Raw genomic sequence first — 22,850 nt, forward strand, 5'->3', positions numbered from 1 at the left:
CTCCCGTAAAAGGAAATCTATTCTTAGCTTTGTAGAATGAAGTCATTTTATCAACTCCTGTTCCAAAACGAAACGCTTTATCGTGCCCAAGAAGTAGAGGCGATAGAAAAAATAGTCAAAGAGGTCGCCACGTCTTTGGTCGAAGAGCCCGTGGCGGAGGCGCCTACACCACCGCCTCCTGCTCCTGTAGCCGCTCCCACCCCTCCTCCACCGACTTTTGAGACGCCCAACCTCAACCATCAGGTGTTAATTTTAATTAACGAGTCGCCAAGGATGTCGCCGAGTAATACCATTTTCTTGGAAAAAGTACTCAAGGCGGTCAACTTAAACCTCGATGGGGTGGATATTTTGAACTTATCGGGGGCCAAACAGATGGATTTTCGTCCGTTGCTCCAAAACAAGAAAGTACACCATATTATATCGTTTGGCGTTCCATTTATCCAAATCAACTTGGAAATCATGATGAATCGCTACGACCCCAAGCAAATCGCGGGGGTCAATTTCCTTTTGTCAGAATCGCTCGACATTGTGCAGAGTGACGACAAAAACAAACGTGCGCTTTGGAATTGTCTCAAAAGTATGTTTTTGGGCAACTAACAAGACGTTCCCAGTTTTAAAAAACTTGGAACGTCAACTATAATCTTTAACGGCATGAAAAAGCTACTTTCCTTCTTCTTAGTTGTATGTATTTACTTCCCGTCTTTTGGTCAAAACTTTACGGGCGGTTTCAACTTTTCGTTTCCCTACAACGACGGAAGTAATGCCGCTTTTTTGCCAAAATTTCCCGCGAAAACCATTGGCAACCCAGACCGCGTTTCGGTCAATGGCAGCAACTTCATCGTCAACGGTCAACCTTTTCGTTTTTGGGGCGTCAATATTACTTCCGCCGCTGCTTTCCCTGCCAAAACCACCGCCCCCGACGTCGCAACCCATGCCCGTAAAATGGGCATCAATTTGGTACGTTTTCACCACTTAGATAATCCGTGGGGAGGAAACGATGGCAGTATTTTTGTTTCAGGGCAATCGACCCGAACCTTAAATTCAACAACCCTCGACCGCCTTGATTTTTTTATCAATGAGCTGAAAAAGAACGCTATTTATACGAATATGAACTTGAACGTTTCACGGACGTTCAAGACTTCCGACGGCGTTGCCAATGCCGATTCACTGCTGGATTTTGCCAAAGGAGTCACCATTTTTGACCCTCAGTTGATTGCGCTTCAAAAAGAATACGCTACCCAATTGTTAGGCCACGTCAACCCTTACACAGGCTTAAAACTCGCTGAAGATCCGTGTTTGGCCATGGTTGAAATCATCAACGAAAATTCGTTGTATGGCATGTGGGAAGACAACCAACTCAAGTCAAGAAAAGATGGTGGTTCTCTGCTCTACCGTCAGGCAGTGAGGCTCGATAGCCTTTGGAATGCGTTTTTGGTCACCAAATATCAAACCCAAGCCACCCTGCAAACCGCTTGGCAAGGATCGAGCCTTAACATCACAGAAAGAGTAACCGATGGCGGTTTTGAAGGCGCAACGTTGAATACCAACTGGGCGATGGAGCAAAATGCAGGAGCCACCGCAAGCGCTACGTTAGACAATACGCAAGCTCAGTCAGGCAGTAAATCAGCCAAAGTAACGGTCACAAACAAAGGCACCGAAACGTGGCATTTGCAGTTTAAGTACCTCCGTTTTTCCTTGCAAAAAGACACCACCTACACCATTCAGTTTTGGGCAAAAGCCAACCAAGCGGCCGTTTTGAGTGTGTCGCTCATGCGGGATGATTCCCCCTATACTTGGTACGGCGGACAAAATTTCAACCTAACCACGGCTTGGCAATTATTCAAAATCAACGTTGTATCAAGCGACGATTTGGCAGGCAAAGGACGCTTGGCTTTTCAGGTGGGTAATTTACCAAACGGCACCACGGTTTGGCTCGAAAATGTTTCTCTAAAGGAAGCGACGCGTACGGCTTTTCTAGCGGGAGAAAACCTCGCCACTCGCAACATCCAACGGGTGGACTACCGTGACAGGGGCAATTATTCCAAACAACGCGTGGCTGATTTGGCGCAATTTTATATCCAACTTCAAAAGAAGTTTATGGAAGAAATGCGCACTTTTCTACGAACTACGCTCAACGTCCAAGCACCCATCACGGGCACCAACGCCCTCACGGGTGTCCAAGAAGGACTTGAGCACGAATCAATGGATTACTACGACGACCACAGCTACTGGGATCACCCCCAGTTTCCTGGTGTGGCTTGGGATGCATCCAACTGGGTGATTTCTAATACGCCCATGGTCAAAAATGCGTATTTTAGCGCCATTTCTTCCGTTTTTTCGGGAATACCCTTGGCCTCCAAACCCATCACCATCAGTGAGTACAACCACGGCTATCCCAACCGCTACCGCGCCGAAATGGTACCTGCCATGGCTGCGTACGGTGCTTTTCACGGCATGGATGGGGTCATGTTTTTTGAATACAATAGCGATGTCAACAGCACTTGGGCAGCCGATAAAGTAGGAGGTTATTTTTCCATTCACCGCGACCACAGCACCATGAGTTTGTTTCCCTCTTGCGCCTGGGCGTTTCGGAATGGCCTTATTACCGAAGCCACGCCGACGTTGGTCAATTACTCCGAAAAAGACATTTATTGGTCGTTTGAAAACGATAACAGCGGCCGTTGGGGAAAATACGTTCCCTACGATTTTCGACTCCAACTTACGCATTCGCTGCGCACAAATACCTACCACCATGCCCAAGGGCTCAGCAGTCAGGCATTTCCAAACGTAAGCAATGGTACATTTCAAACATCAACCCAACAAACCACACTAAACACACAAACGGGTCTTTTAACCACCAATACCCCTCGTTTTGTGACACTTACGGGCTTTTTAAAAGACGCCCCCAATACGCAAGTGGGCAATTTTACCCTCAAATCAGCCAGCGAATTTGGCGCACTCACGTGGGTATCACTCAATTCAAAACCCTTGGCAGATTCCGACAGTTCGTTGATTACCATTGCATCCCAAACCCAAAACACAGGAATGGTTTGGAACGCTACCAACACTTCCGTCAACAACAATTGGGGAACGTCTCCAACTACGGTGCGCCCCTTGGCCATTGAAGCCCGATTGACGCTTACTGCTGAAGCGCTACGTATTCACAAGCTTTCCACGACAGGGCAGGTATTATCAACGAGTGATGTGCTTCCCTCCTCGCCCAATACTTTCGATGTATCCTTTGCTCAAAGCACCGACCAAACCCTTTGGTATGCGCTTCAAGCTATTAAAAAATCAGATTTATTACTTTCGGTGACCACCTCCAACCCATCGGGCGATGTGGTCAATGTTTATCCGAACCCAGCTCAAACGCTACTTACCGTCGATTTTACGCTATCAGCGCCCAAGCCCGTATCGTTTGAAATCTACAACGCCGCCGCAAGTATGGTGTTCAATACGACCAATACCATGGGAGTTACTGGCAATAATCGGATGACTGTCAACGTCCAACATCTTCCCAACGGAACTTACTTTTTGCGGGTAGGCAGTCAGGTAAAGCGCATCGTGATAAGCCGTTAAAAAGTGGTTCTTTCGTTGACAAGATTGTATTACATTTACAAAAAATTGTCTAATACCATTTTCATCTCCCTTCAACTATGGCCGAAGCATTTGTTTATGACGCAGTTCGTACCCCTCGCGGGCGTGGGAAATCGGACGGTTCTTTGCACGAAGTTCAACCCGTTCAACTGCTTACATCTGTTCTAAAAGCAATACAAGAACGTAACCAACTTGATACCAGTTTTGTCGATGACGTCATCATGGGCTGCGTCACGCCCGTTGGCGAGCAAGGAGCCGACATTGCCCGTACGGCCGTCATTGAAGCAGGCTATGCCGAGTCAGTGGCAGGTGTGCAGCTCAACCGTTTTTGTTCGTCGGGCTTAGAGGCCATCAACCAAGCCGCCGCTTACGTGATGTCGGGGCAAGTTGATATGATTGTTGCTGGTGGTGTCGAATCCATGAGTCGCGTACCGATGGGAACCGACGGCGGGGCATTGTTTATGAACCCTCAGATTGTGGCCCGTCATAACATCGTTCCCCAAGGAATCTCGGCCGACCTGATTGCGACCAAATACGGTTACGCTCGCCGCGACGTTGACAGCTACGCGGCCGAATCTTACCGACGGGCCGAAGAAGCTCAAAAGGACAATCGTTTTGCCAAATCACTTGTTCCTTATAAAGATGAAATAGGCATTACCCTCCTCGACCGCGACGAAGGGGTTCGCCCAGGCACTACTGTTGACTCTTTGGCGGCTTTAAAACCTGCTTTTGAAATGATGGGAAGCATGGGGCTGGATGCTTTGGCATTGATGAAATATGCCGAAATTGATAAAATTAATCACGTTCACCATGCAGGAAATTCTTCTCAAATTGTGGACGGTGCTGCTGGAATTTTGATTGGTTCAAAAGAAATCGGTGACCAACTCGGTCTGCGCCCACGCGCCAAAATCAAAGCCTTTGCTATCGTTGGTTCAGAGCCAACCATCATGCTTACGGGGCCTGTGCCTGCCACCCACAAAGTGCTAAAAAAAGCAGGTATGAGCATCCATGACATTGATTTGTTTGAAGTAAACGAAGCCTTTGCCGCCATTCCTTTGTTTTTTATGGAGCAATTGGGCGTTGACCATGCCAAAGTCAACGTCAACGGTGGAGCAATTGCCTTGGGGCACCCGCTAGGCGCAACGGGGGCTATTATTTCCGCTACCTTGATTGATGAATTGGAACGTTCTGATAAACAATTTGGTCTTTCTACCCTTTGCATTGGCGGCGGAATGGGCATTGCCACCATTTTTGAACGTGTCAATTAGAAAAACATTTTGGGGTCGGGTTGCTCACAACCCGATTTTTTCATTTTTGCAAAAAATAACATAAACATAAAGTTACTGGAGCGACCATTTTATCGTACATATTGTTGTCTTCTTTAACTTTATGTCTCTATGCGGCTACTTTACCTCCTTATATTCATCTTTCTAGGCATTGGGGCACCGCTTCAAGCCCAACTTTACAAGCCTTTCAACCAGTTTTCCTACGATTTGGAGGCAGGCGCAGCTTTTGCTACCGAAACCCAGACACCCTTTTGGCTCAGAAGTAATCAATACGGAATGGTTCCCCAAACCAATCCTTTTGTAACATTACGAGTCAATCCGCACCGCGATTACCGTACAGACTCGACGCGTCGTTCGGCGTTTGACTGGGCAGCGGGGGCATTTTTTGTGGCAAACCGTACGTTTGGTTCTTCCCAAGGCGGCACTACCCTGCTGTGGCCCGAAGTTTATGCCAAACTTAAATGGAAACAAATAGAGCTTTTGGCAGGCAGACAACGTGAGGTCATCGGTTTAGGCGACAGCACGCTTTCTTCGGGTTTTTATGCGTGGTCGGGCAATGCCATGCCTTTTCCCAAAATTCAGCTTCAAACGCACGGGTTCATTTCGCTGGGATTCCTGAAACATATTCTGGCTTTTCAGGGAGCATACGCCCACGGCTGGTTTACGGCCTCTTACATCAATCAAGCCTATTTTCACCAAAAACAATTCTACGTTCGATTTGGCAAACCGCATTGGCCGCTTCGGTTATATGCAGGAATCAACCATCAAGTTCAGTGGGGAGGTCATGCCGATTATTTAAAAAATTCGCCTGCAGCCGTCAACGGTTCTCTTCCAACTACGTTTCAAGACTACCTTTCACTGGTCACGGGGCGGTATCCTGATGACTATTCCAACGACCGCTTCAATTCGTTCGACGGAGCCAATCGCATTGGAAATCACCTCGGCAGCTACGACCTTGGTATTGAATGGAAAACTACGAAGTTTCAAGTGTTTCTTTACCACCAACACCCCTACGAAGATGCCTCTGGGCTCGCGTTACAGAATAGACCAGACGGACTGACGGGACTACGCTGGCTACGCAAAAGTTCGAGCACACATCCGCTTTTTCTCAAACACATTGTACTTGAATACCTCACAACCACTAACCAAAGTGGCGAACAATACAGCACAACGTCGAAATACCAAGGCGCTGACAATTACTTTAATCATGGCCAATACTTAGAAGGCTGGTCGTACAACGGTTTCACCCTAGGGACGCCATTCATCGCCCCTCGGGCAACAATTCAGCCTAACAATTCGGTTTTGACCCCTGGATATTTTTTCCCTAATAACCGTTTGCGCGTGGGCTACATTGGCACTGAATGGCAATACAAACAGCAACTTACGGTGCGTTCTCGGTTTTCGTATAGCCAAAATTTGGGTGCTTATGGCTGGGTAAATCCGCGTACTTTTTATCAGTTTTCGGGCTTAGTTTCGGCCCAAATACGCCTGAATCGTTGGTCAAAAACGTCTGTCAAAGGTTCGTTGGCGTACGACCAAGGCGAACTGTTTGTGCCTAATTTTGGGGGATATTTTGGGATTTGTAAGTCGTGGTAAAGTAGAAATAAGGTAAATTGCGCATTCATAACCAAATCTACCTTTTACTTTAACCACACGTATTCGCCCATGCGCTTAAAACTGCTCAATTTCGTTGTGATTTTCACAACGTTTACGTCCTCTCTCCTAGCCCAAACTCCTGCAGTCAAGCTCATAAAAGAAGGATTTATCTACGAAACTGCTCCCTTTCCCGAATGCCACGCCTCAAGCATTGTCGAATTAGGCAAACACCATTTGATGGCTACTTGGTTTGGCGGAACCCACGAACGCCACCCAGATGTGTGTATCTGGACGTCAGAATCTAAAAATGGCAAATGGAGTGCGCCTAAAAAAATGGCAGACGGCGTGATGGACGCCAGTACACGTCACCCTACTTGGAATCCTGTTTTGTTCAAAAGCAAAGCAGGAAAACTCTTCCTCTATTATAAAGTAGGCCCCAATCCTCGCCAATGGTGGGGCATGGTGATGACCTCAACCGACAATGGAAAAACATGGTCGAAGGCCGAAAAACTACCCGAAGGCTTTCTCGGCCCCATCAAAAACAAGTCGGTGCAATTGGCCAACGGTGACATCCTTCACCCGACGAGTTTCGAGAGTAATGACGAAAACATCTGGAACGTTTACCTAGAAAAAACCGACAAAGACGGTAAAAATTGGCAAAAAATCATGATTGACAATGGCTCTTTTGGAGCTATTCAGCCAAGTATCCTTACCTATCCCGACGGCCGATTGCAGTTACTTTGCCGTAGTCGCCAAAATGTAGTGGTAGAAACATGGTCGAGTGACGGCGGAAAAACGTGGTCGAAAGTAGCAGGCACCTCATTACCTAACCCTAACTCAGGCACGGATGCTGTTACGCTCAAAAACGGCACGCAATTGATTGTTTATAATCCCTTAACACGCGGCAAAGAATGGTCAAACGGTCGTCAGAAATTACGCTTGGCTGCCTCAACCGACGGCAAAGAATGGCGCGATATTTACGTGTTTGAAGATGAACCAAAAGGTGAATTTAGCTACCCTGCTATCATCCAAAGTAGCGATGGACTCGTTCACGTTACCTATACCCATCATCGCACCAAGGTAAAATACGTGGTATTGGACATTCCGAACGTATTGCCTCCCAAAGCCGTAGGCCCAACGCCGACAAAAGCCCAAATGGGTTGGCACGAAATGGAGCAAAATGCGTTTATTCACTTCACTACCAATACCTTCACCGATTTAGAATGGGGCTACGGCGACGAAAAACCTTCTATTTTTAACCCTACCCAAACCAACGTTGAGCAATGGATTAAAACGTTGAAGGATGCAGGTTTTAAAGGAGCGATTTTGACCAGCAAGCACCACGATGGTTTCTGCTTGTTCCCCAGTAAATATACCGAACATAGCATCAAAAACAGCCCCTACAAAAACGGACAAGGCGACTTGGTAAAAGAAGTAGCGGAGGCTTGTAAAAAATACGGTTTGAAGTTTGGGGTGTATTTGTCGCCTTGGGATCGCAACCACCCCGAGTATGGCAAACCTGGGTACGTGGAATACTACCGCAACCAATTAAAAGAGATTTTTGAAAACTACGGCTCTATCTTTGAAATGTGGTTCGACGGAGCCAACGGTGGCGATGGCTACTACGGCGGCTCACGCGAGAAACGCCGCATTGATGGACGGACGTATTACGACTGGCCAACCACGCTCCAAATGGTACGCCAGTTTAACCCCGAAGTAATTTTCTTCAGCGATGCGGGTCCTGGGGTGCGTTGGGTCGGAAACGAACGCGGTATTGCGGGCGAAACCAACTGGAATTCAATCACTCCTGATACACTCTACGCAGGCAAAGGTGGAATCGAAAAATTGTTAAATACAGGTTCGGCCGACGGAACGCACTGGATTCCTGCGGAAGTTGATGTTTCCATTCGTCCAGGCTGGTTTTATCACGCCAAAGAAGACCAGAAAGTTCGCACACCAGAAAACCTTTTCGACATCTACCTCACGTCGGTGGGAAGAGGTTCAACCTTATTATTGAACGTTCCGCCCGACCGCCGTGGCTTGATTCACGAAAACGACGTCAAAGCGTTGACAGGTTGGAAAGAGATGATTGACCGTGAGTTCAAAACCAATTTAGCCCTAAAAACCAAAGCAACGGCGAGCTCGCACCGTGGTAAAGTAGCGAATTATGCAGCCTCAAACGTCACCGACGGCGATAAAAATACCTACTGGACCACCAACGATGACGTAACCACAGGTTCGGTAGAAATTGACCTTGGCAAAGCACAAACCGTGAAATATGTAACGTTGAAAGAACACATCCAATTGGGTCAACGGGTAAAAGCATTTACGGTTGAAGCTTGGCAAAATGGTCAATGGCAAAAAATCGCCAACGCTACGACCATTGGTTACAAGCGTATTCTTAAACTTGCCCCTGTTACAACTCAAAAAATACGAGTAAGTATCACAGAATCAAAAGCTTGCCCAGTTATTTCTGAGATAGAAGTATATTAAGACATTTTCGGCTCACTACAGTCAACCTCTCGAAAGTCTTGGAACTTTCGAGAGGTTTTTTTTGAAAATTTCTCCTTCGCTTAAATCCAGAAAAGGTAGTTCTGCGTAGATACATACAGTTTAGAAATAAATGTACAACCCAACTAGCAAAACTAACTTAAGTCATGACTTATCCACCAAAATCACGTCTCCTCCTTTCGGCAATGGCGGCAATCGTTGCGGTCTTTGTTTTCAATGCCTGCCAAGACCACCGCATGGCTCCAAATCCTCAAACTTTACCCGATGCGCCTTTTTACGCTTTGACTTCATCTAATCAGCTTTTAGCCCTCAATGTACGGGCAACCAACGCCCCTACTGCGACTGTCAGTATCACAGGCTTGATGCAAGGGGAACGTATTTTAGCCATTGATTTTCGTCCAGCTACGGGACAGTTATACGGTGTCAGCGACGGTAGCCGCATTTATGTTATCAACCAGATGACAGGTGTGGCACGTGCCATTGGTACTGCTCCGTTTACTCCTGCACTCAATGGTTCAATGGTAGCCTTAGACTTCAACCCAACTGTTGACCGTATCCGTCTTGTTACTGAAGCAGGACAAAACCTTCGTCTTCACCCAGAAACGGGTGCAACAGCAGCCGTAGATGGCAACATCAACGGTGCAGCAGGTGCAATGATTGCTGGAGGTGCTTATACCAACAATAAAGCAGGTGTGACTACGACTGTTTTGTATGACATCGACCCTGCCACAGACCGCCTTTATCGCCAAGACCCACCTAATAACGGTACGTTGGCCGAGGTAGGCTCATTGGGTTTAGACATTACTGCAGTGGGTGGATTTGACATTGCTCCTGACGGAAACGCCATTGCATCGGTTACTTTTGGCGGAAACACTGAATTACAGCAAGTCAATTTGATGACAGGTCGTATGCAGAAATTAGGTGACTTACCTAGCAACGTTATCGGTATTGCCATTCCAACGGAGCCTACAGCTTACGCGGTTGACAATACGAATAACCTCCACATTTTCAACCCAATGAACCCAATGCCTATCACGAAAGCCATCACAGGTTTGCAGTCGGGTGAAATGGTTTTGGGAATTGATTTCCGTCCTGCCAATGGTCAATTGTACGCACTAGGAAGCACTAGCCGCCTTTATACCATCAATACTTCAAACGGCGCCGCCACGGTAGTAGGTGCAGGGCCATTTGCTTCTACTTTGTCAGGTACAGATTTTGGATTTGACTTTAACCCAACCGTTGACCGCATTCGCGTCGTGAGCAACACAGGCCAAAACCTTCGTTTACACCCCGATACTGGCGTGACTGTGGCAGTTGATGGCAATATCAACCCAGGTACACCAAGTGTGACAGCTTCTGCTTATACCAACAACTTTGCAGGTGCTACTACGACAACCCTGTACAACATTGAAACAACGGGCGGTAATGCCATGCTATACACCCAAAACCCACCAAACAACGGCACACTTGTTCCTGTTGGTTCACTTGGTATCCAAGCCGAAAGTGGAAATGGTTTTGACATTGGTGGCATGAGTGGCATGGCCTACGCGCTACTCCGTTCGGGTGGTACAACACGCGTTTATGCTGTCAACCTAACCACAGGTGCTGCAACGGGTGGTGCTGCTATCCCAGGCAACCCAATGCTTCGCGGAATGGCCTTAGGATTAGGGTTTTAATTTCCTGATACAGTATTCTTATAAAGAGCCGTCGGAGAAAACCCTCCGATGGCTCTTTGTTTTAGCAAAATACCGATTTATTTTATCAATAAAGTATTTTTTCGTTATTTTGCTGCGATTACAAATCGTATTCTATGCAATTTACAAGTTGGCTCGACTTCGGCGGTTCTCCTATTTTTTGGTGGTTGATTGGACATATTTTTTTAGGAAGCTTTACCCTTTGGCTCATTTTAAAGAAGCGCCCCTTTAGTGAGTTTTTTTTCATATCAGCGCTTTTTCTTTTTTCTGGATTTATGCGCCTGCCCATTTTTCTGTACAACCTCCCTCTCAATCCCGATGAAAGCCAAATGTTAGCTCAAGGCTTAACGCTAACAGTTGACCCCTTAATTTATCGTTCTTTTGATCCAACTACAAGCGGGCCTATCAATACGTATCTTTTGACACTTGTTCATTTGCTGGGCTTTCCACTCAACTTTCACACTGCTCATGTACTGAGTTGGCTTGTTACGTTAACAGCCATTTATTTCCTCTACAAAGCCCTCAACTATTTAGTACCAACCTACCTAGCCCAACTAGCCGTTATCCCCACGATTGCCTTTGTCAGTTTTGCCCAAGATGCCAACTATATTCATTATTACAGCGAGGGAATTGCGAGTATCTTACTGAGCTACTGCATCTTTCTTCTTGTTCGCTGGGGGCATCTTAAAACTTATACCATCACCGAATTGATTGCTTTTGGGGTCTCAATCACCGTGATTGTTTTATGCAAAATACAAGCTATTCCCTTGGCTTTTATCCTTGGTGTTTGGAGTTTGGTGTTGCTTTTTATGTTAAAAAAGAAAAAATGGGTTCTTCACGCAGCTATTGTGTCTGGTAGTGTACTTGCCGTGGCGGGGATATGGTTATTATACATGCAAGTAAATGGGCTACTTGACGACTTTTTCCTTTATTACATCGTGGGCAATGCACAGCTAAAAGTGCATTTTAACGATGAGTCGTATCGAAGCCCCTGGCTTTTTTTGGTACGTTTTCCCTTTATCATTTACAAAAAAACTGCGGAGCTAAACTATTGGTTTGTTCCATTTTTAGTACTTGGATTCGTATTTTTTTTCACGCTTTTTTCAAAAACAGTCCTAACCAAAGTAACCAAAAGCAACTACTATTTTTGGCCGATGATGTTCAGTTTTTTCTTAATGGTCATAGCGGTTATTATACGGACGGGCAGCTTTTACCCTCACCATTTTTTGTACTTTATTATCCCTGGCTGTTTGTTGACGGGGCTGTTTCTCCAACAACTCACCTTCCCTTCCATTTGGAAATGGGGGGTACTGCTGACTCAATTAGTGTTTTTGGGGGATGGAATTAAGCGTCTGGTCAATCACTTCCCCCTTAATGTTTATGAAACTGCGTATTCTCGTCAAAACGAATTGGGAGATGTTAGTAAAACTATCTTAAAATATGGAAAACCAGGCGATTATTTGGCCGTCTGGGGGTGGTCATGCGAATACCATGTTGAAACCCAAATGCCCCAAGGAGTCAACGAAAACCATTCGGTTCGGAGTGCTATGAAACATCCTTTACAGTCGGACTATTATCAACGTTACCTACGCGACCTTCAACGGACTAAGCCAAAAGTGTTTGTTGATGCCATCACCAGTAAAACCATTTGGATGAATGACCCCAAAAAATATGGGCACCAAAACTATCCCGAATTGGCCAAATTTGTTGCCGATAATTATGTGTTCAAAGCCGAAATAGATAGTGTAAAAATTTATGTCGCCCGCTAGTGTCTGTTCAATAATCCACCTTTAGCATTATCCATTACTCAGTTGTTATGAATCCTCTGGAGGTCCAGTTTAGTACAAACCCATTTGTTTTCCAACTCGTAGGTCACCTGCTCATTGCAGCATTTAGTGTTTGGATTTTGCTTCGAAAACGTCCGCTTTCGGATGGCGTTTTTATTGTCGTTTTAGTGGCGCTTACCGCCCTCATGCGGCTTCCAGCTTTTCTGTTTAACCATGAACTCGATCCCGACGAAAGCCAAATGCTGGCCCAAGGTCTAACGCTTTCCATCGACCCTGTGGTGTATCGCTCCATCGACCCTACCACGGGCGGACCACTGACCAGTTATTTATTGAGTGGATTTGCCCATCTTGGTTTTACCCTCGATTTTCATTTGGCACATATTCTCAGTTGGGTTCTGACCCTACTGGGGCTTTTAATCGGTTATTTCACGGCCAAAGTTCTAAACCTTGCTGCCACCGCTCAGTGGGCTTTGCTTCCCTTTGTTTCTTTTATCAGTTTGGCCCAATATCCCGATTTTATCATTTTCTACAGCGAAATCACCTCCATTTTAGTCCTCAACGCCACGGTCTTTTTCTTAGCCTATTGGAATCAAAAAAAAGGTTTTCAGGCAAGCGAATTAGTAATTTTTGGGGTACTACTTGGCATGATTCCTTTGTGCAAACTCCAAGCCTTACCCATGGCTTTTGTCATTGGCGTTTATGCTTGTGTCCAATTGTTTTTGTACCAACGTTCCAAACTCCTCTCCCATTTTCTTTACTTAACGCTGGGATTTGTGAGTTTGTGGGCTGTTTGGTGCCTTTTTCTGGCCAAAAACGACGTCTTAGACGATTTTTATACGTATTACATCGAGGCCAATTTGGCCTATAAAGACAACCTTGCTGGCAGTGTTGTAAAACGAAGTAAGTTCGTTAACTTCTTCCGCCTCCCTTGGGTAATTATCAACAAAGGCTGCGGGTTTGAGTGGCTTCTCTATCCCTTTATGCTGCTTTCTTTGGTGGCTGGTCTTGCAATAATCATCAAAAAGCGCATACGCAACGGCGTTTCGCTTGACGCTTATTTTTGGGTGATGTTGGGGGGATATTTGTTAATGGCCAACCTAGCTATCTCCCGAACGGGTAGTTTTTACGAGCACTACTTTCATTACTTGTTTTTGCCCTTTTTGCTGTTATTTAGCCTTTTTTTAAAACACCTCCCATCTCAAACCAAATGGGTGATGGTTTCGACCCAAGTAGCTTTTTTTGTGCTTTTTGTTAACAATACGGTGCATAATAGGCCCACAAATAAATTTACTTCTACGCCACGCCCTGCCGATGTTACACGGGCAAAAGTTGCCCACCAAATTCTCCAATATGGTACCCCAGGACAATACATGGCCGTCTGGGGATGGTCGTGCGATTTATACGTAGCTACCCAAATGCCCCAAGGAGTTAACGAAAACCATACACCTCGTAGCGGGATGTACCATTCCTATCAAAAATACTACTATCAACGGTATTTGAGTGATTTGAAACGAAATCAACCTGCTATTTTTGTGGATGCTGTCACTCCAAGAACCATTTGGATGGATAACCCCAAAAAATATGGACACCATAATTACCCCGAATTGGCCGAATTTATTGCTAAAAATTACCAGTTTAGGGCAGAAGTAGAGGGAGTAAAAATTTATTCGCACAAATAACAAAACAAAACATTAACTCTTGACTAACAGACCATTACGCATTTTAATTTCCATAAGTCATCGTCAAAATTACCTAGAAATCAGTTATCAAAAATGATAGATTTCCGCCCATAACGCGGGAGATGCTTCGGTTAAATTTTGAAGAAATTTTCAAAATATTCGGTATTTCACCGAAATACAAAATAAATTTGTGTGTTTGAAGTAGCTAATACGGCTTGTGTATCTTATTAACTGCTGAAATAACTAACCACCTTAATACCTAACTTATGATTAAAAAAATAGCAGTCTTTACCTCTGGTGGCGACGCCCCTGGTATGAACGCGTGTATTCGCGCTGTGGTTCGAAGCGCCATCTATTATGGTATCGAAGTATATGGCATCCGACGCGGATACAACGGCATGATTGCCGGTGACATTTATCAGATGACTTCTCATTCTGTTAGCAATATTATTCAACGCGGTGGTACCATCCTCAAGTCGGCTAGAAGCAAAGAGTTCATGACCAAAGAAGGCCGTCAAAAAGCCTACGAACAAATTCAAAAATTTGGCATTGAAGGACTTGTAGCCGTTGGTGGTAACGGAACTTTTACGGGGGCAACTATCTTTTTTGACGAGTACGGCATCCCGACTGTTGGTGCCCCTGGAACAATCGACAACGACCTCTACGGAACAGACCATACCATTGGCTACGATACGGCAGTAAATACGGCCTTGGAAGCCATCGACAAAATTCGTGATACGGCAGACTCGCACGACCGCGTGTTTTTTATTGAAGTAATGGGTCGTGACTCTGGCTACATTGCCATCCAGTGCGGAATTGCTGGCGGGGCCGAAATTGTAATGGTTCCCGAAGTACTCACGCCGATTTCGGAAGTAGTAGAAACCCTCAAACAAGGCTGGAACCGTTCAAAATCATCGTCTATCATCGTCGTAGCTGAAGGAGACGAAGAAGGAAACGCCGCCGAAGTAGCCGATAAAATCAAGGCACGCTTGGAAGTTGATATGGACATTCGGGTAACCACCCTCGGTCACATTCAGCGGGGAGGTATCCCTACGGCTTATGACCGCATCTTGGCCAGTCGCCTTGGATTGGGTGCCGTAGAAGGACTCATGAACGGCCAGAAAAATATGATGGTGGGAATCATCAACAACGAACTGGTATATACCCCTTTCCGTGACACCATTCGATTGCCAAAACCAATCAATGAAGACATGTTGCGAATGGTAAAAATCTTAAGTACGTAGTACATTCTATTCTACATCTGGTGGTGTCATCCGACTCCCCAGATGTATTATTTTTCTTCTACAAGTATCCCATTACTTTATAGATCGTGTAGCCAACCATTTCGTGCCAAACGAAATAAAACGCAACGAGCGCTTCTTCCGAAGGGAAAAACTTGTCAATCCAGATGTCGTAATTCTCTTGCAAAAAGTGGGCAGGAGAAGGCACCACCTCTACCCCCGCTTTTTGGAAACATCCCAACGCCCTTGGTGTATGAAATGCCGAAGTGATGACGACACATTTGCTGGTTCCTAATTGTTCTTTCAGGATTTTTGCCGTGTAAGCGGCATTGTCACGTGTGTTGCGCGCCATGGGTTCCTGAATAATATCTTCGGCAGGTACACCCGAATAAATCAAGTATTGTCGGATACCGTCGTTTTCGGAAGTAGTATGTTTATTGGTCAAAAAAGACCCTTCGCCTCCGCTGATGATTATTTTTTTGATTTTGCCCAATCGGTACAACTCAAAAGCCTGCGTAGCTCGGTCACCGCTTTTGCCCAACCACACTTGCTTTGTTTGATAGTCATACTTTTTGATGATGCCGCCCGTCAACACAGCCCCCACTTGGTACTCACTCGAAATCGCCTGAGAAGGCGTCTCCCATACCTTCAAAAGTTCATTCACCAAGATGGGACTACTCATCAAATACAAAAAAAAGAGAGACAATCCTGTAATCCAACGGCTTCGGGTACGGTTTTTGAGAAACATTGCATAAACAATGGCGATTGAAACCATTGTCAGGGGCATTAATAATACGTCAAATGTCTTGGAGAGAATATAAAACATAAACTGGGTTGTAAATCGAACGCTAAAAACGCGAAAATTTCGTTTAAGTAACTAAAAATAATTACGCTATTTTTGGGATTACAATAAAATAAAATCAACATGAAATTTACGAGTACGCTTTTCTTTCTTCTTCTCTGCGTCTTTTACGGCGTAAATGGACAAGGCAATTATCGAATTGAAGGGCAAGTGAAGAATTTTAAGAGTGGTGATTGTATCTTGGCAAACTACTATGGAACCCAGATTTATGCCAAAGACACTGCCAAAATCGACGCCTACGGAAAGTTTGTTTTTGAAGGTGAAAAACCGCTGCTAGGTGGTGTTTATGAGGTCGTTTTTCCAGATCGCAAAAATTTATTTCGCGTATTAATCACTGATGACCAACAATTTAGCTTCCAATGCGATACCACTGATTTGATTTCAAGCACGAAGTTTTCTGGTAGCCGCGACAACGAGCTCTTTTACCAGTTTCAAAAGTTTATGCGGGAAAAAGACAACCAGTATAAACAATTGAGAGACAGCAAACTCCCCGAAACTGACAAGCGGTACAAAGATTTGCAAGAGCAACGGAAAGCCTTCTATGATAAATTTATGAGTGACAACGAGGGCAGCTTTACGGTGAAGCTGTTCAAAACGTCTGCAGAACCCGAAATTCCACCTGCTCCCAAAAAAGCCAACGGAAAGGTGGATTCTTTGTGGATGTTTAATTATTACAAAGCTCACTTTTGGGATAGTTTTGACTTTGCCGATGAACGAATGATTCAGACACCTTTCCTTGAACAAAAACTCAAACGTTATTTCCAAGATTTGACGATTCAGTCGGAAGATTCTATTACCAAAGAAGCCGATTTCGTCGTTGGCAAGGCCATTGCGGGTAAGAAAAAAGACATTATTTCGTACTGTATTTGGTTCATTACCAACCAATACGAAAACGCCAAAATTGTTGGAACCGAAGGCGTATTTGTCCACATGGGCGAAAAATATTACCTCACGGGAATCATGCCCGTTTCAGACACGAGTACCCTCAAAAACGTTCGTGACCGCATCAAGGTTCTAAAACCACTTTTGGTCAACAAAGTGATTCCTGACATTGGGGTAATGAGCTACCGCGCCGCCGACCGTCTTGAGTACATTCATGGCGTAAAAGCCGATTATCAGGTATTGTTTTTTTATTCACCGACTTGTGGTCACTGCCGCGAATCGGCACCCAAGCTAAAAGCTTTGCAAGAGAAGCTTTATTCGCAAGGGGTAGAACTAATGACCATTTCGGTAGATGGTAGCGAAGATGAATGGCGGAAATTTATCAAAGAATTTAAGCTCGAAAACCTGACCAATGGCTACGGATTGGTCGCTTCAAGGCAGGTCGTGTATCGTACCGACTACGATGTTTTTTCTACACCTACGATTTATATTCTTGACAAATCGAAGAAAATCATTGCCCGCCGCCTCGGTGTCGAAGATATTGAACCGTTTTTGAATGTTTACAAAAATCAAATTGCGCAAGAACAGAAAAAAAGTAGTTCTAAATAGCTCGTTTTGAACCTCCCGAAAGTTTTGAACCTCCCGAAAGTTCAAAACTTTCGGGAGGTTACCCCTCGTAACCTACCTACTATGAAAAAAATAGCTTTACTTTTATTTACGTACTTATTATACAGCCAAAGCTGGGCACAAAGTGGCTACAAAATCGAAGGCACTATCAAAGGGCTCAAGCCTGGTGCTTATACCTTGGCTCACTATTTTGGGTATGACCAAACCATCACCAAAGATACTGCCCTTGTTGACGACAAAGGTGTTTTGAGTTTTACGGGCTCAAAATCGCTACCAGAGGGCCTTTACATGGTATTAAAACCCAACAAAAGCCGCTTACTTGATTTTATCGTGGGTCCAGAACAGCACTTTTCGTTTGTCAGCGATACGTTAAGTATTGTTGGTAACATGAAAATAGAAGGTTCGCCCGACAACGAGCGTTTTTTCAACTACCAGCAAAAAATGCTTGGTTACTCCCAAGAATTAACCTTGGTTCAAGCCCAAGCAAAGGTACGGCAAGACATGATAAGTCAAGCAAAAATTGGTAATATTCGTCGTCAAATGTCGGAATTTTACCATCAGTTTGTCAAAGAAAACGCTGCTACCTTTACGGGGAAAATTTTGAGTGCTAGTAATGAAATTGCGCTTCCTACGCCTCCCAAACGCCCCGATGGCCGCCCTGATTCGGCTTGGTTGTTTAACTATTACCGTGCGCATTTTTGGGATAATTTTGATTTTAGTGACGAACGCCTCGTTCGCACGCCTTTTCTCCAACGCAAACTCGAACGCTACCTTCAAAACCTGACGTTTCCAGCGCCAGATTCACTCATTCAGGCCAGCGACTATGTGATCGGAAAAGCACTGAAAGGTGGAAGCAAAGAAATGCAGGCCTATTGTATTTGGTATCTGACCAACCAAGCCGAAACCCCAAATACTGTTGGAGGCGATGCTGTGTTTGTACACTTGGCCGAAAAATATTATTTAGGCGGCATTATGCCCATCACCGACTCCAGTACAGTGCAGAATATCCGTAGTAGGGTAGCAATTATGAAACCATTGCTCGTCGGCAAGTCCATGCCTGCACTTGCCCTCAGCGATACCGCAAGAATTGGTTTTAAACTAGCAGACATTCAATCGAAATACACCGTTGTGTTTTTCTATGACCCCGATTGTGGGCATTGCCGACAGTCAACTCCTGAGTTAAAACGGTTTTCGGAAAAATATTCATCCAGCGTTAAAGTTTTGGCAGTGTCAGTGACGGGTTCGCCCGACAATTGGAAAAAATACATCCATGATTTTGGCGTAGGTGCATGGCGTCACGGGTATGATTTCAGTTTCAGAACTGATTTCCGCAAAGAATTTGACGTGGTAAACACGCCCATGGTGTATGTGTTAGACAAAGACAAGAAAATTATCGCCCGCAAGATGGCTGTAGAGCAACTAGATAGTTTCATTGATTTTTATGAAGAACAATCGAAGCTTTCAAAGAAATAAAGCTCCACAAAAAATCCCCGCGAAATTGAATTCACGGGGATTTTTTGTGGACAATACAGCCAGTAGTCGTTAGGCAAATAAAGCGAGGATAGAGGCCAAGTCTAATTTCTGTTGCTCCCCTGAGTGCATATTTTTTAGCGAGTACGTCCCCGTTTGAATTTCTTCTGACCCAATGATTAGCACGTACGGAATGCGCTTACGGTCGGCATAATCAAATTGTTTCTTGAGTTTTGAAGCATCGGGGTACAATTCGGCATTGATACCTGCCTCGCGCAATTGGCGAAGAACCCCCAAGCCGTGTGCCTCAGCCGCAGCATCAAAATTGGTAATCATCACTTGGGTAGAAACCGACTGATTTTCGGGAAATAATTGGAGTTCTTCCATCACATCATAGATACGATCAACCCCAAACGAAATCCCCACCCCCGAAAGTCCTGGCATTCCAAATGTCCCCGTTAGGTTGTCATAACGACCACCACCCGAAATACTTCCCATTTGTACACCGTTCGCTTTTACCTCAAAAATCGCCCCTGTATAATAGCTCAAACCGCGCGCGAGCGTCACGTCGAGTTCCATTTGTGGTGCATTGAGGCCAAAGTGTGTTACTTTATTCCAAACTTCTTCCAACTCCGTCACTCCTTTCGTACCAATTTCAGAATCAGCCAACCACGCTTTCAAGCGCTCAAAAATCGTTGATTGGTCGTTGGTTAGTTCATAAATGGGCTGAAGTTTGGCAATGGTTTCTGCCGAGAATCCCCGCGACGCCAGTTCTTCTTCTACCTTTTCTTTTCCAATTTTATCCAATTTGTCGATGGCCACGCACATCGGGCCTTCCTGTCCAGGGGCGCCAATTACCTCGGCAATTCCGCTCAAAATTTTACGGTTATTGATTTTTACCGTAAAATTTTCAACGCCCAAACCACGCAACACTTCGTGAATCATCAACACAATTTCGGCCTCACACACCAACGAATCGGTGCCTACCACGTCGGCGTCGCACTGATAAAACTCACGATAGCGACCGCGTTGAGGACGATCAGCACGCCACACAGGTTGAATTTGATAACGCTTAAAGGGCATCACCAAATCACTACGGTTCATCACCACATAACGCGCAAAAGGCACGGTAAGGTCGTATCGTAGTCCTTTTTCCGACACTTTGAGGGTCATTTTTTTATACCCCTCTTGCAAATCGGTTTCGGTAACTTTTTCAATAAAATTACCTGAGTTCAGAATTTTAAACAGCAACTGATCTCCTTCATCGCCATATTTTCCCATCAAAACGGAAAGATTTTCGATGGAAGGTGTTTCGAGTGGCTGAAACCCATATCGCTGAAAAACGCGTCGAATTGTATCAAAAATGTAATTACGCTTATTCATTTGCGCGGGGCCAAAATCGCGCGTTCCACGGGCCAAAGAGGGCTTACTCATTGTTATAGTCGGTAGTTGATAGTCCACAGTCCACAGTGCTTTTTTTGAATTCAGTTCATTGACCATCAGGGGTGGCCAATGAACTGTGGACTTTTCTAACCACAAAAGTAGCGTCTCTACCGAAAAAAAAGAGCGAAAGAGCTTACTTTTTTAAAAATGAATCCGTATTTTTGCGGCTCATTTTACAAGAAACATACAATACATTTAGATAATACGACAATGGCAGTTACTAAACTTTTGCGTAAAAGTAAGCGCAACGTAATGATTCCACAGAACAAGCAAGTGTTAATGAAACAACGCAGCTGGAAACCAGAAATTAAGAGAGTGGACGTTGAAGCTATCAAGGCTGAGTTCGCCGCTAAAGCTTAAACAATCTTGCCGCCTTGAGCGGCATTTTTCTTTTTCAGCGCAAGCTCAACCTCCTTTTGCATCTTTTTCAACTTTCGCCGCGTTTCTTGTCTGAATTGGTATTGAATCCTAAATACAATTGCCTGACCAAAGAAGCCAAGCCCTGCATTGATGACCACCAAGCTGTAGGTTCCCATCATAAACCACTGACGAAAGGGAGCGTTTGTATGCTTGAGGTGGCCTGCTTCACTAAAAACGCACAAGCCATAGCCAATCATTAATAGACTGATGGGTGCCAAAATGTATGATTTTGTACGCGAACTCATGCGCTTGATGAGCTTTTTACCAGGCGGTTTCGATGTTTTTGGAATCATCTTTGTTAGTGGTGTCGTAATTGGTTTTGGAATTATGGCGAAAAGTAAAAACTTTGCAGCACTTGTAGAATAAAAATTTGATAAAATTCACGAATGAAAGACATTATTAGTTGGGTTTTGCGGCATATCCCGCGTAAGTACTTGCAGTTGGTTAGTCACATTGGCGTACGCGTATTGGCTATTTTTTACAGTGGTAAGGGAGTGGAATGCAGTGTGTGCGGCAGCGAATTCCGCAAATTTTTACCTTATGGCCGCTCTGGGCGCGACAATGCCCTTTGTCCAAACTGCTTGTCGCTCGAACGCCACCGGCTGATGTATTTGTACCTCCAACGGAAAACCAACTTTTTCAAAGACAACCTGAAACTTCTTCACGTAGCTCCCGAATATTGTTTTATCGACCGTTTTGAACGTTTAAAAAACATCGACTACATCACGGCTGACATCGAATCGCCTTTGGCAAAGGTCAAAATGGACATCCACCAAATTCCATTTGAAGCCAACACCTTCGATGTGGCTTTCTGTAACCACGTCATGGAGCACGTTGAGGATGACATCAAGGCCATGTCCGAGCTTTATCGGGTGCTCAAACCTGGCGGCTGGGCCATTATTCAGTCTCCGCAAGATTGGTCGAGGGCTACCACGTTTGAAGACCCGACTATCACCGACCCCAAAGAGCGTGAAAGGCTTTTTTGGCAAGATGACCACGTGCGCCTTTTTGGGCGCGATTACGGCCAACGCCTCGAAAAAGGTGGATTTAAAGTAACCGAAGACCGTTTTGTGATGGACGAACTTAGCAAAGAAGAAGCAAAGCGTTTTGCCTTACCTGGTAGCGAGATTATCTATTTTTGCCAAAAGGTATAACCTCCGCCAACAAGATACAAAAGAGCCACGGGAGAAATCTCTCGTGGCTCTTCAACTAGTAGAAATATTTCCTCTTCTAAACTCACAATAGAAAAGAAACAGTGTGGATTCTTAAAAACTTATCTTGCCAATGTGTCAGTCCGCACGTCGTCTTTCTTCACTTTTATTGCACTTCTATTTTCTGACACCGTTGGTTTAAACTGGCTCTTGTAATAATTAGGCAATGCCGTCGGATTTTGTGGGCTATTACCAATCACTGGTGCGCTCAAAGCCACAATTGACTCTTGCTGAAAATTAGCACTTCCTTGTCGCTTATAATTGTGTACCGATGCTACGTTGTTGTTCAATTTTAAAGGGGCTACTCGGTCTTCAACCACAATGTTTGCGCTTTTTGTTGTGCTTTTTTGCGAAACAGGGCGCTTGTAGTTATGTGGTGAATTGAGTTGGGCCATTACGGATGTGGTACTCAACAATGCAACAGCTGCTATGGTTGTGATTAACGATTTCATAATTGTAACGATTTATGATTTTTGGAATACGTCCTTCTTTTAGGACATGACAAAGGTACTACACCCATATTAGAGGCGTATTAAGGCAAGAT

Annotated in this window: 16 protein-coding genes; 12 read left to right on the plus strand and 4 right to left on the minus strand. The window is 44.9% G+C overall.

The annotated features are described in order from the left end of the window. Positions 1 to 36: 36 nt before the first annotated feature. From AC23N5_RS20850 to pfkA, 9 genes are all read left to right on the plus strand, one after another. A complete protein-coding gene (locus AC23N5_RS20850) occupies positions 37 to 597 on the plus strand; it encodes a hypothetical protein (protein WP_183978104.1) in 561 nt (186 codons plus the stop codon). 54 nt (positions 598 to 651) lie between these two features. Further along, a complete protein-coding gene (locus tag AC23N5_RS20855; RefSeq protein ID WP_487757101.1) occupies positions 652 to 3,579 on the plus strand; it encodes a T9SS type A sorting domain-containing protein in 2,928 nt (975 codons plus the stop codon). Between the two features lie 77 nt (positions 3,580 to 3,656). Continuing rightward, entirely contained in the window at positions 3,657 to 4,865 is a 1,209-nt protein-coding gene (locus AC23N5_RS20860; RefSeq protein WP_487757102.1) for an acetyl-CoA C-acetyltransferase, read from the plus strand. Between the two features lie 129 nt (positions 4,866 to 4,994). Continuing rightward, positions 4,995 to 6,479: a capsule assembly Wzi family protein gene (locus AC23N5_RS20865; RefSeq protein WP_487757103.1), complete on the plus strand. Its 1,485-nt coding sequence runs from the start codon at positions 4,995 to 4,997 to the stop codon at positions 6,477 to 6,479. A gap of 69 nt (positions 6,480 to 6,548) precedes the next feature. Then, positions 6,549 to 8,972: an exo-alpha-sialidase gene (locus AC23N5_RS20870; protein WP_487757104.1), complete on the plus strand. Its 2,424-nt coding sequence runs from the start codon at positions 6,549 to 6,551 to the stop codon at positions 8,970 to 8,972. A gap of 164 nt (positions 8,973 to 9,136) precedes the next feature. Beyond that, a complete protein-coding gene (locus tag AC23N5_RS20875) occupies positions 9,137 to 10,666 on the plus strand; it encodes a DUF4394 domain-containing protein (RefSeq protein WP_487757105.1) in 1,530 nt (509 codons plus the stop codon). A 134-nt stretch (positions 10,667 to 10,800) separates the two neighbouring features. Next, positions 10,801 to 12,453 carry a hypothetical protein gene (locus AC23N5_RS20880; RefSeq protein ID WP_487757106.1) on the plus strand — a complete coding sequence of 551 codons (1,653 nt, stop codon included), beginning with the start codon at positions 10,801 to 10,803 and terminating at the stop codon, positions 12,451 to 12,453. 47 nt (positions 12,454 to 12,500) lie between these two features. Further along, on the plus strand, positions 12,501 to 14,150 hold the full coding sequence (locus AC23N5_RS20885; protein ID WP_487757107.1) for a hypothetical protein: 1,650 nt from the start codon (positions 12,501 to 12,503) through the stop codon (positions 14,148 to 14,150). Between the two features lie 269 nt (positions 14,151 to 14,419). Next, positions 14,420 to 15,394, plus strand: a complete 975-nt coding sequence (gene pfkA, locus AC23N5_RS20890; protein WP_183978128.1) for a 6-phosphofructokinase — start codon at positions 14,420 to 14,422, stop codon at positions 15,392 to 15,394. 58 nt (positions 15,395 to 15,452) lie between these two features. On the opposite strand, the gene AC23N5_RS20895 is transcribed toward pfkA, so the two are convergent. Continuing rightward, positions 15,453 to 16,217: a YdcF family protein gene (locus tag AC23N5_RS20895; protein ID WP_487757108.1), complete on the minus strand. Its 765-nt coding sequence runs from the start codon at positions 16,215 to 16,217 to the stop codon at positions 15,453 to 15,455. A gap of 99 nt (positions 16,218 to 16,316) precedes the next feature. On the opposite strand from AC23N5_RS20895, the gene AC23N5_RS20900 reads away from it, so the two are divergent. Further along, positions 16,317 to 17,744 (plus strand): DUF5106 domain-containing protein, encoded by a 1,428-nt coding sequence (locus AC23N5_RS20900; RefSeq protein WP_487757109.1) that lies wholly within the window; start codon positions 16,317 to 16,319, stop codon positions 17,742 to 17,744. 81 nt (positions 17,745 to 17,825) lie between these two features. After that, positions 17,826 to 19,235, plus strand: coding sequence for a thioredoxin-like domain-containing protein (locus AC23N5_RS20905; protein ID WP_487757110.1), 1,410 nt, complete (start codon positions 17,826 to 17,828; stop codon positions 19,233 to 19,235). A gap of 69 nt (positions 19,236 to 19,304) precedes the next feature. On the opposite strand, the gene hisS is transcribed toward AC23N5_RS20905, so the two are convergent. Further along, positions 19,305 to 20,666 carry a histidine--tRNA ligase gene (gene hisS / locus AC23N5_RS20910; protein WP_487757111.1) on the minus strand — a complete coding sequence of 454 codons (1,362 nt, stop codon included), beginning with the start codon at positions 20,664 to 20,666 and terminating at the stop codon, positions 19,305 to 19,307. A gap of 365 nt (positions 20,667 to 21,031) precedes the next feature. After that, entirely contained in the window at positions 21,032 to 21,388 is a 357-nt protein-coding gene (locus tag AC23N5_RS20915; RefSeq protein WP_229601437.1) for a hypothetical protein, read from the minus strand. A gap of 93 nt (positions 21,389 to 21,481) precedes the next feature. On the opposite strand from AC23N5_RS20915, the gene AC23N5_RS20920 reads away from it, so the two are divergent. Further along, on the plus strand, positions 21,482 to 22,249 hold the full coding sequence (locus AC23N5_RS20920) for a class I SAM-dependent methyltransferase (RefSeq protein WP_487757112.1): 768 nt from the start codon (positions 21,482 to 21,484) through the stop codon (positions 22,247 to 22,249). 119 nt (positions 22,250 to 22,368) lie between these two features. On the opposite strand, the gene AC23N5_RS20925 is transcribed toward AC23N5_RS20920, so the two are convergent. Beyond that, the gene (locus AC23N5_RS20925; protein WP_183978084.1) at positions 22,369 to 22,758 is read right to left on the minus strand and encodes a hypothetical protein; all 390 of its coding nucleotides are present in this window, start codon (positions 22,756 to 22,758) and stop codon (positions 22,369 to 22,371) included. Positions 22,759 to 22,850: the final 92 nt, after the last annotated feature.

This window comes from Runella sp. R5_40, from assembly GCF_057652295.1.

Bases quoted from the DNA above. Each gene is read 5' to 3' on its own strand.
- AC23N5_RS20875 (WP_487757105.1), top strand. From the start codon at position 9,137: ATGACTTATCCACCAAAATCACGTCTCCTCCTTTCGGCAATGGCGGCA.
- AC23N5_RS20850 (WP_183978104.1), top strand. From the start codon at position 37: ATGAAGTCATTTTATCAACTCCTGTTCCAAAACGAAACGCTTTATCGT.
- AC23N5_RS20860 (WP_487757102.1), top strand. From the start codon at position 3,657: ATGGCCGAAGCATTTGTTTATGACGCAGTTCGTACCCCTCGCGGGCGT.
- AC23N5_RS20855 (WP_487757101.1), top strand. From the start codon at position 652: ATGAAAAAGCTACTTTCCTTCTTCTTAGTTGTATGTATTTACTTCCCG.
- AC23N5_RS20870 (WP_487757104.1), top strand. From the start codon at position 6,549: ATGCGCTTAAAACTGCTCAATTTCGTTGTGATTTTCACAACGTTTACG.
- hisS (WP_487757111.1), bottom strand. From the start codon at position 20,666: ATGAGTAAGCCCTCTTTGGCCCGTGGAACGCGCGATTTTGGCCCCGCG.
- AC23N5_RS20865 (WP_487757103.1), top strand. From the start codon at position 4,995: ATGCGGCTACTTTACCTCCTTATATTCATCTTTCTAGGCATTGGGGCA.
- AC23N5_RS20885 (WP_487757107.1), top strand. From the start codon at position 12,501: ATGAATCCTCTGGAGGTCCAGTTTAGTACAAACCCATTTGTTTTCCAA.
- AC23N5_RS20880 (WP_487757106.1), top strand. From the start codon at position 10,801: ATGCAATTTACAAGTTGGCTCGACTTCGGCGGTTCTCCTATTTTTTGG.
- AC23N5_RS20925 (WP_183978084.1), bottom strand. From the start codon at position 22,758: ATGAAATCGTTAATCACAACCATAGCAGCTGTTGCATTGTTGAGTACC.
- AC23N5_RS20895 (WP_487757108.1), bottom strand. From the start codon at position 16,217: ATGTTTTATATTCTCTCCAAGACATTTGACGTATTATTAATGCCCCTG.
- AC23N5_RS20915 (WP_229601437.1), bottom strand. From the start codon at position 21,388: ATGATTCCAAAAACATCGAAACCGCCTGGTAAAAAGCTCATCAAGCGC.
- AC23N5_RS20920 (WP_487757112.1), top strand. From the start codon at position 21,482: ATGAAAGACATTATTAGTTGGGTTTTGCGGCATATCCCGCGTAAGTAC.
- AC23N5_RS20905 (WP_487757110.1), top strand. From the start codon at position 17,826: ATGAAAAAAATAGCTTTACTTTTATTTACGTACTTATTATACAGCCAA.
- AC23N5_RS20900 (WP_487757109.1), top strand. From the start codon at position 16,317: ATGAAATTTACGAGTACGCTTTTCTTTCTTCTTCTCTGCGTCTTTTAC.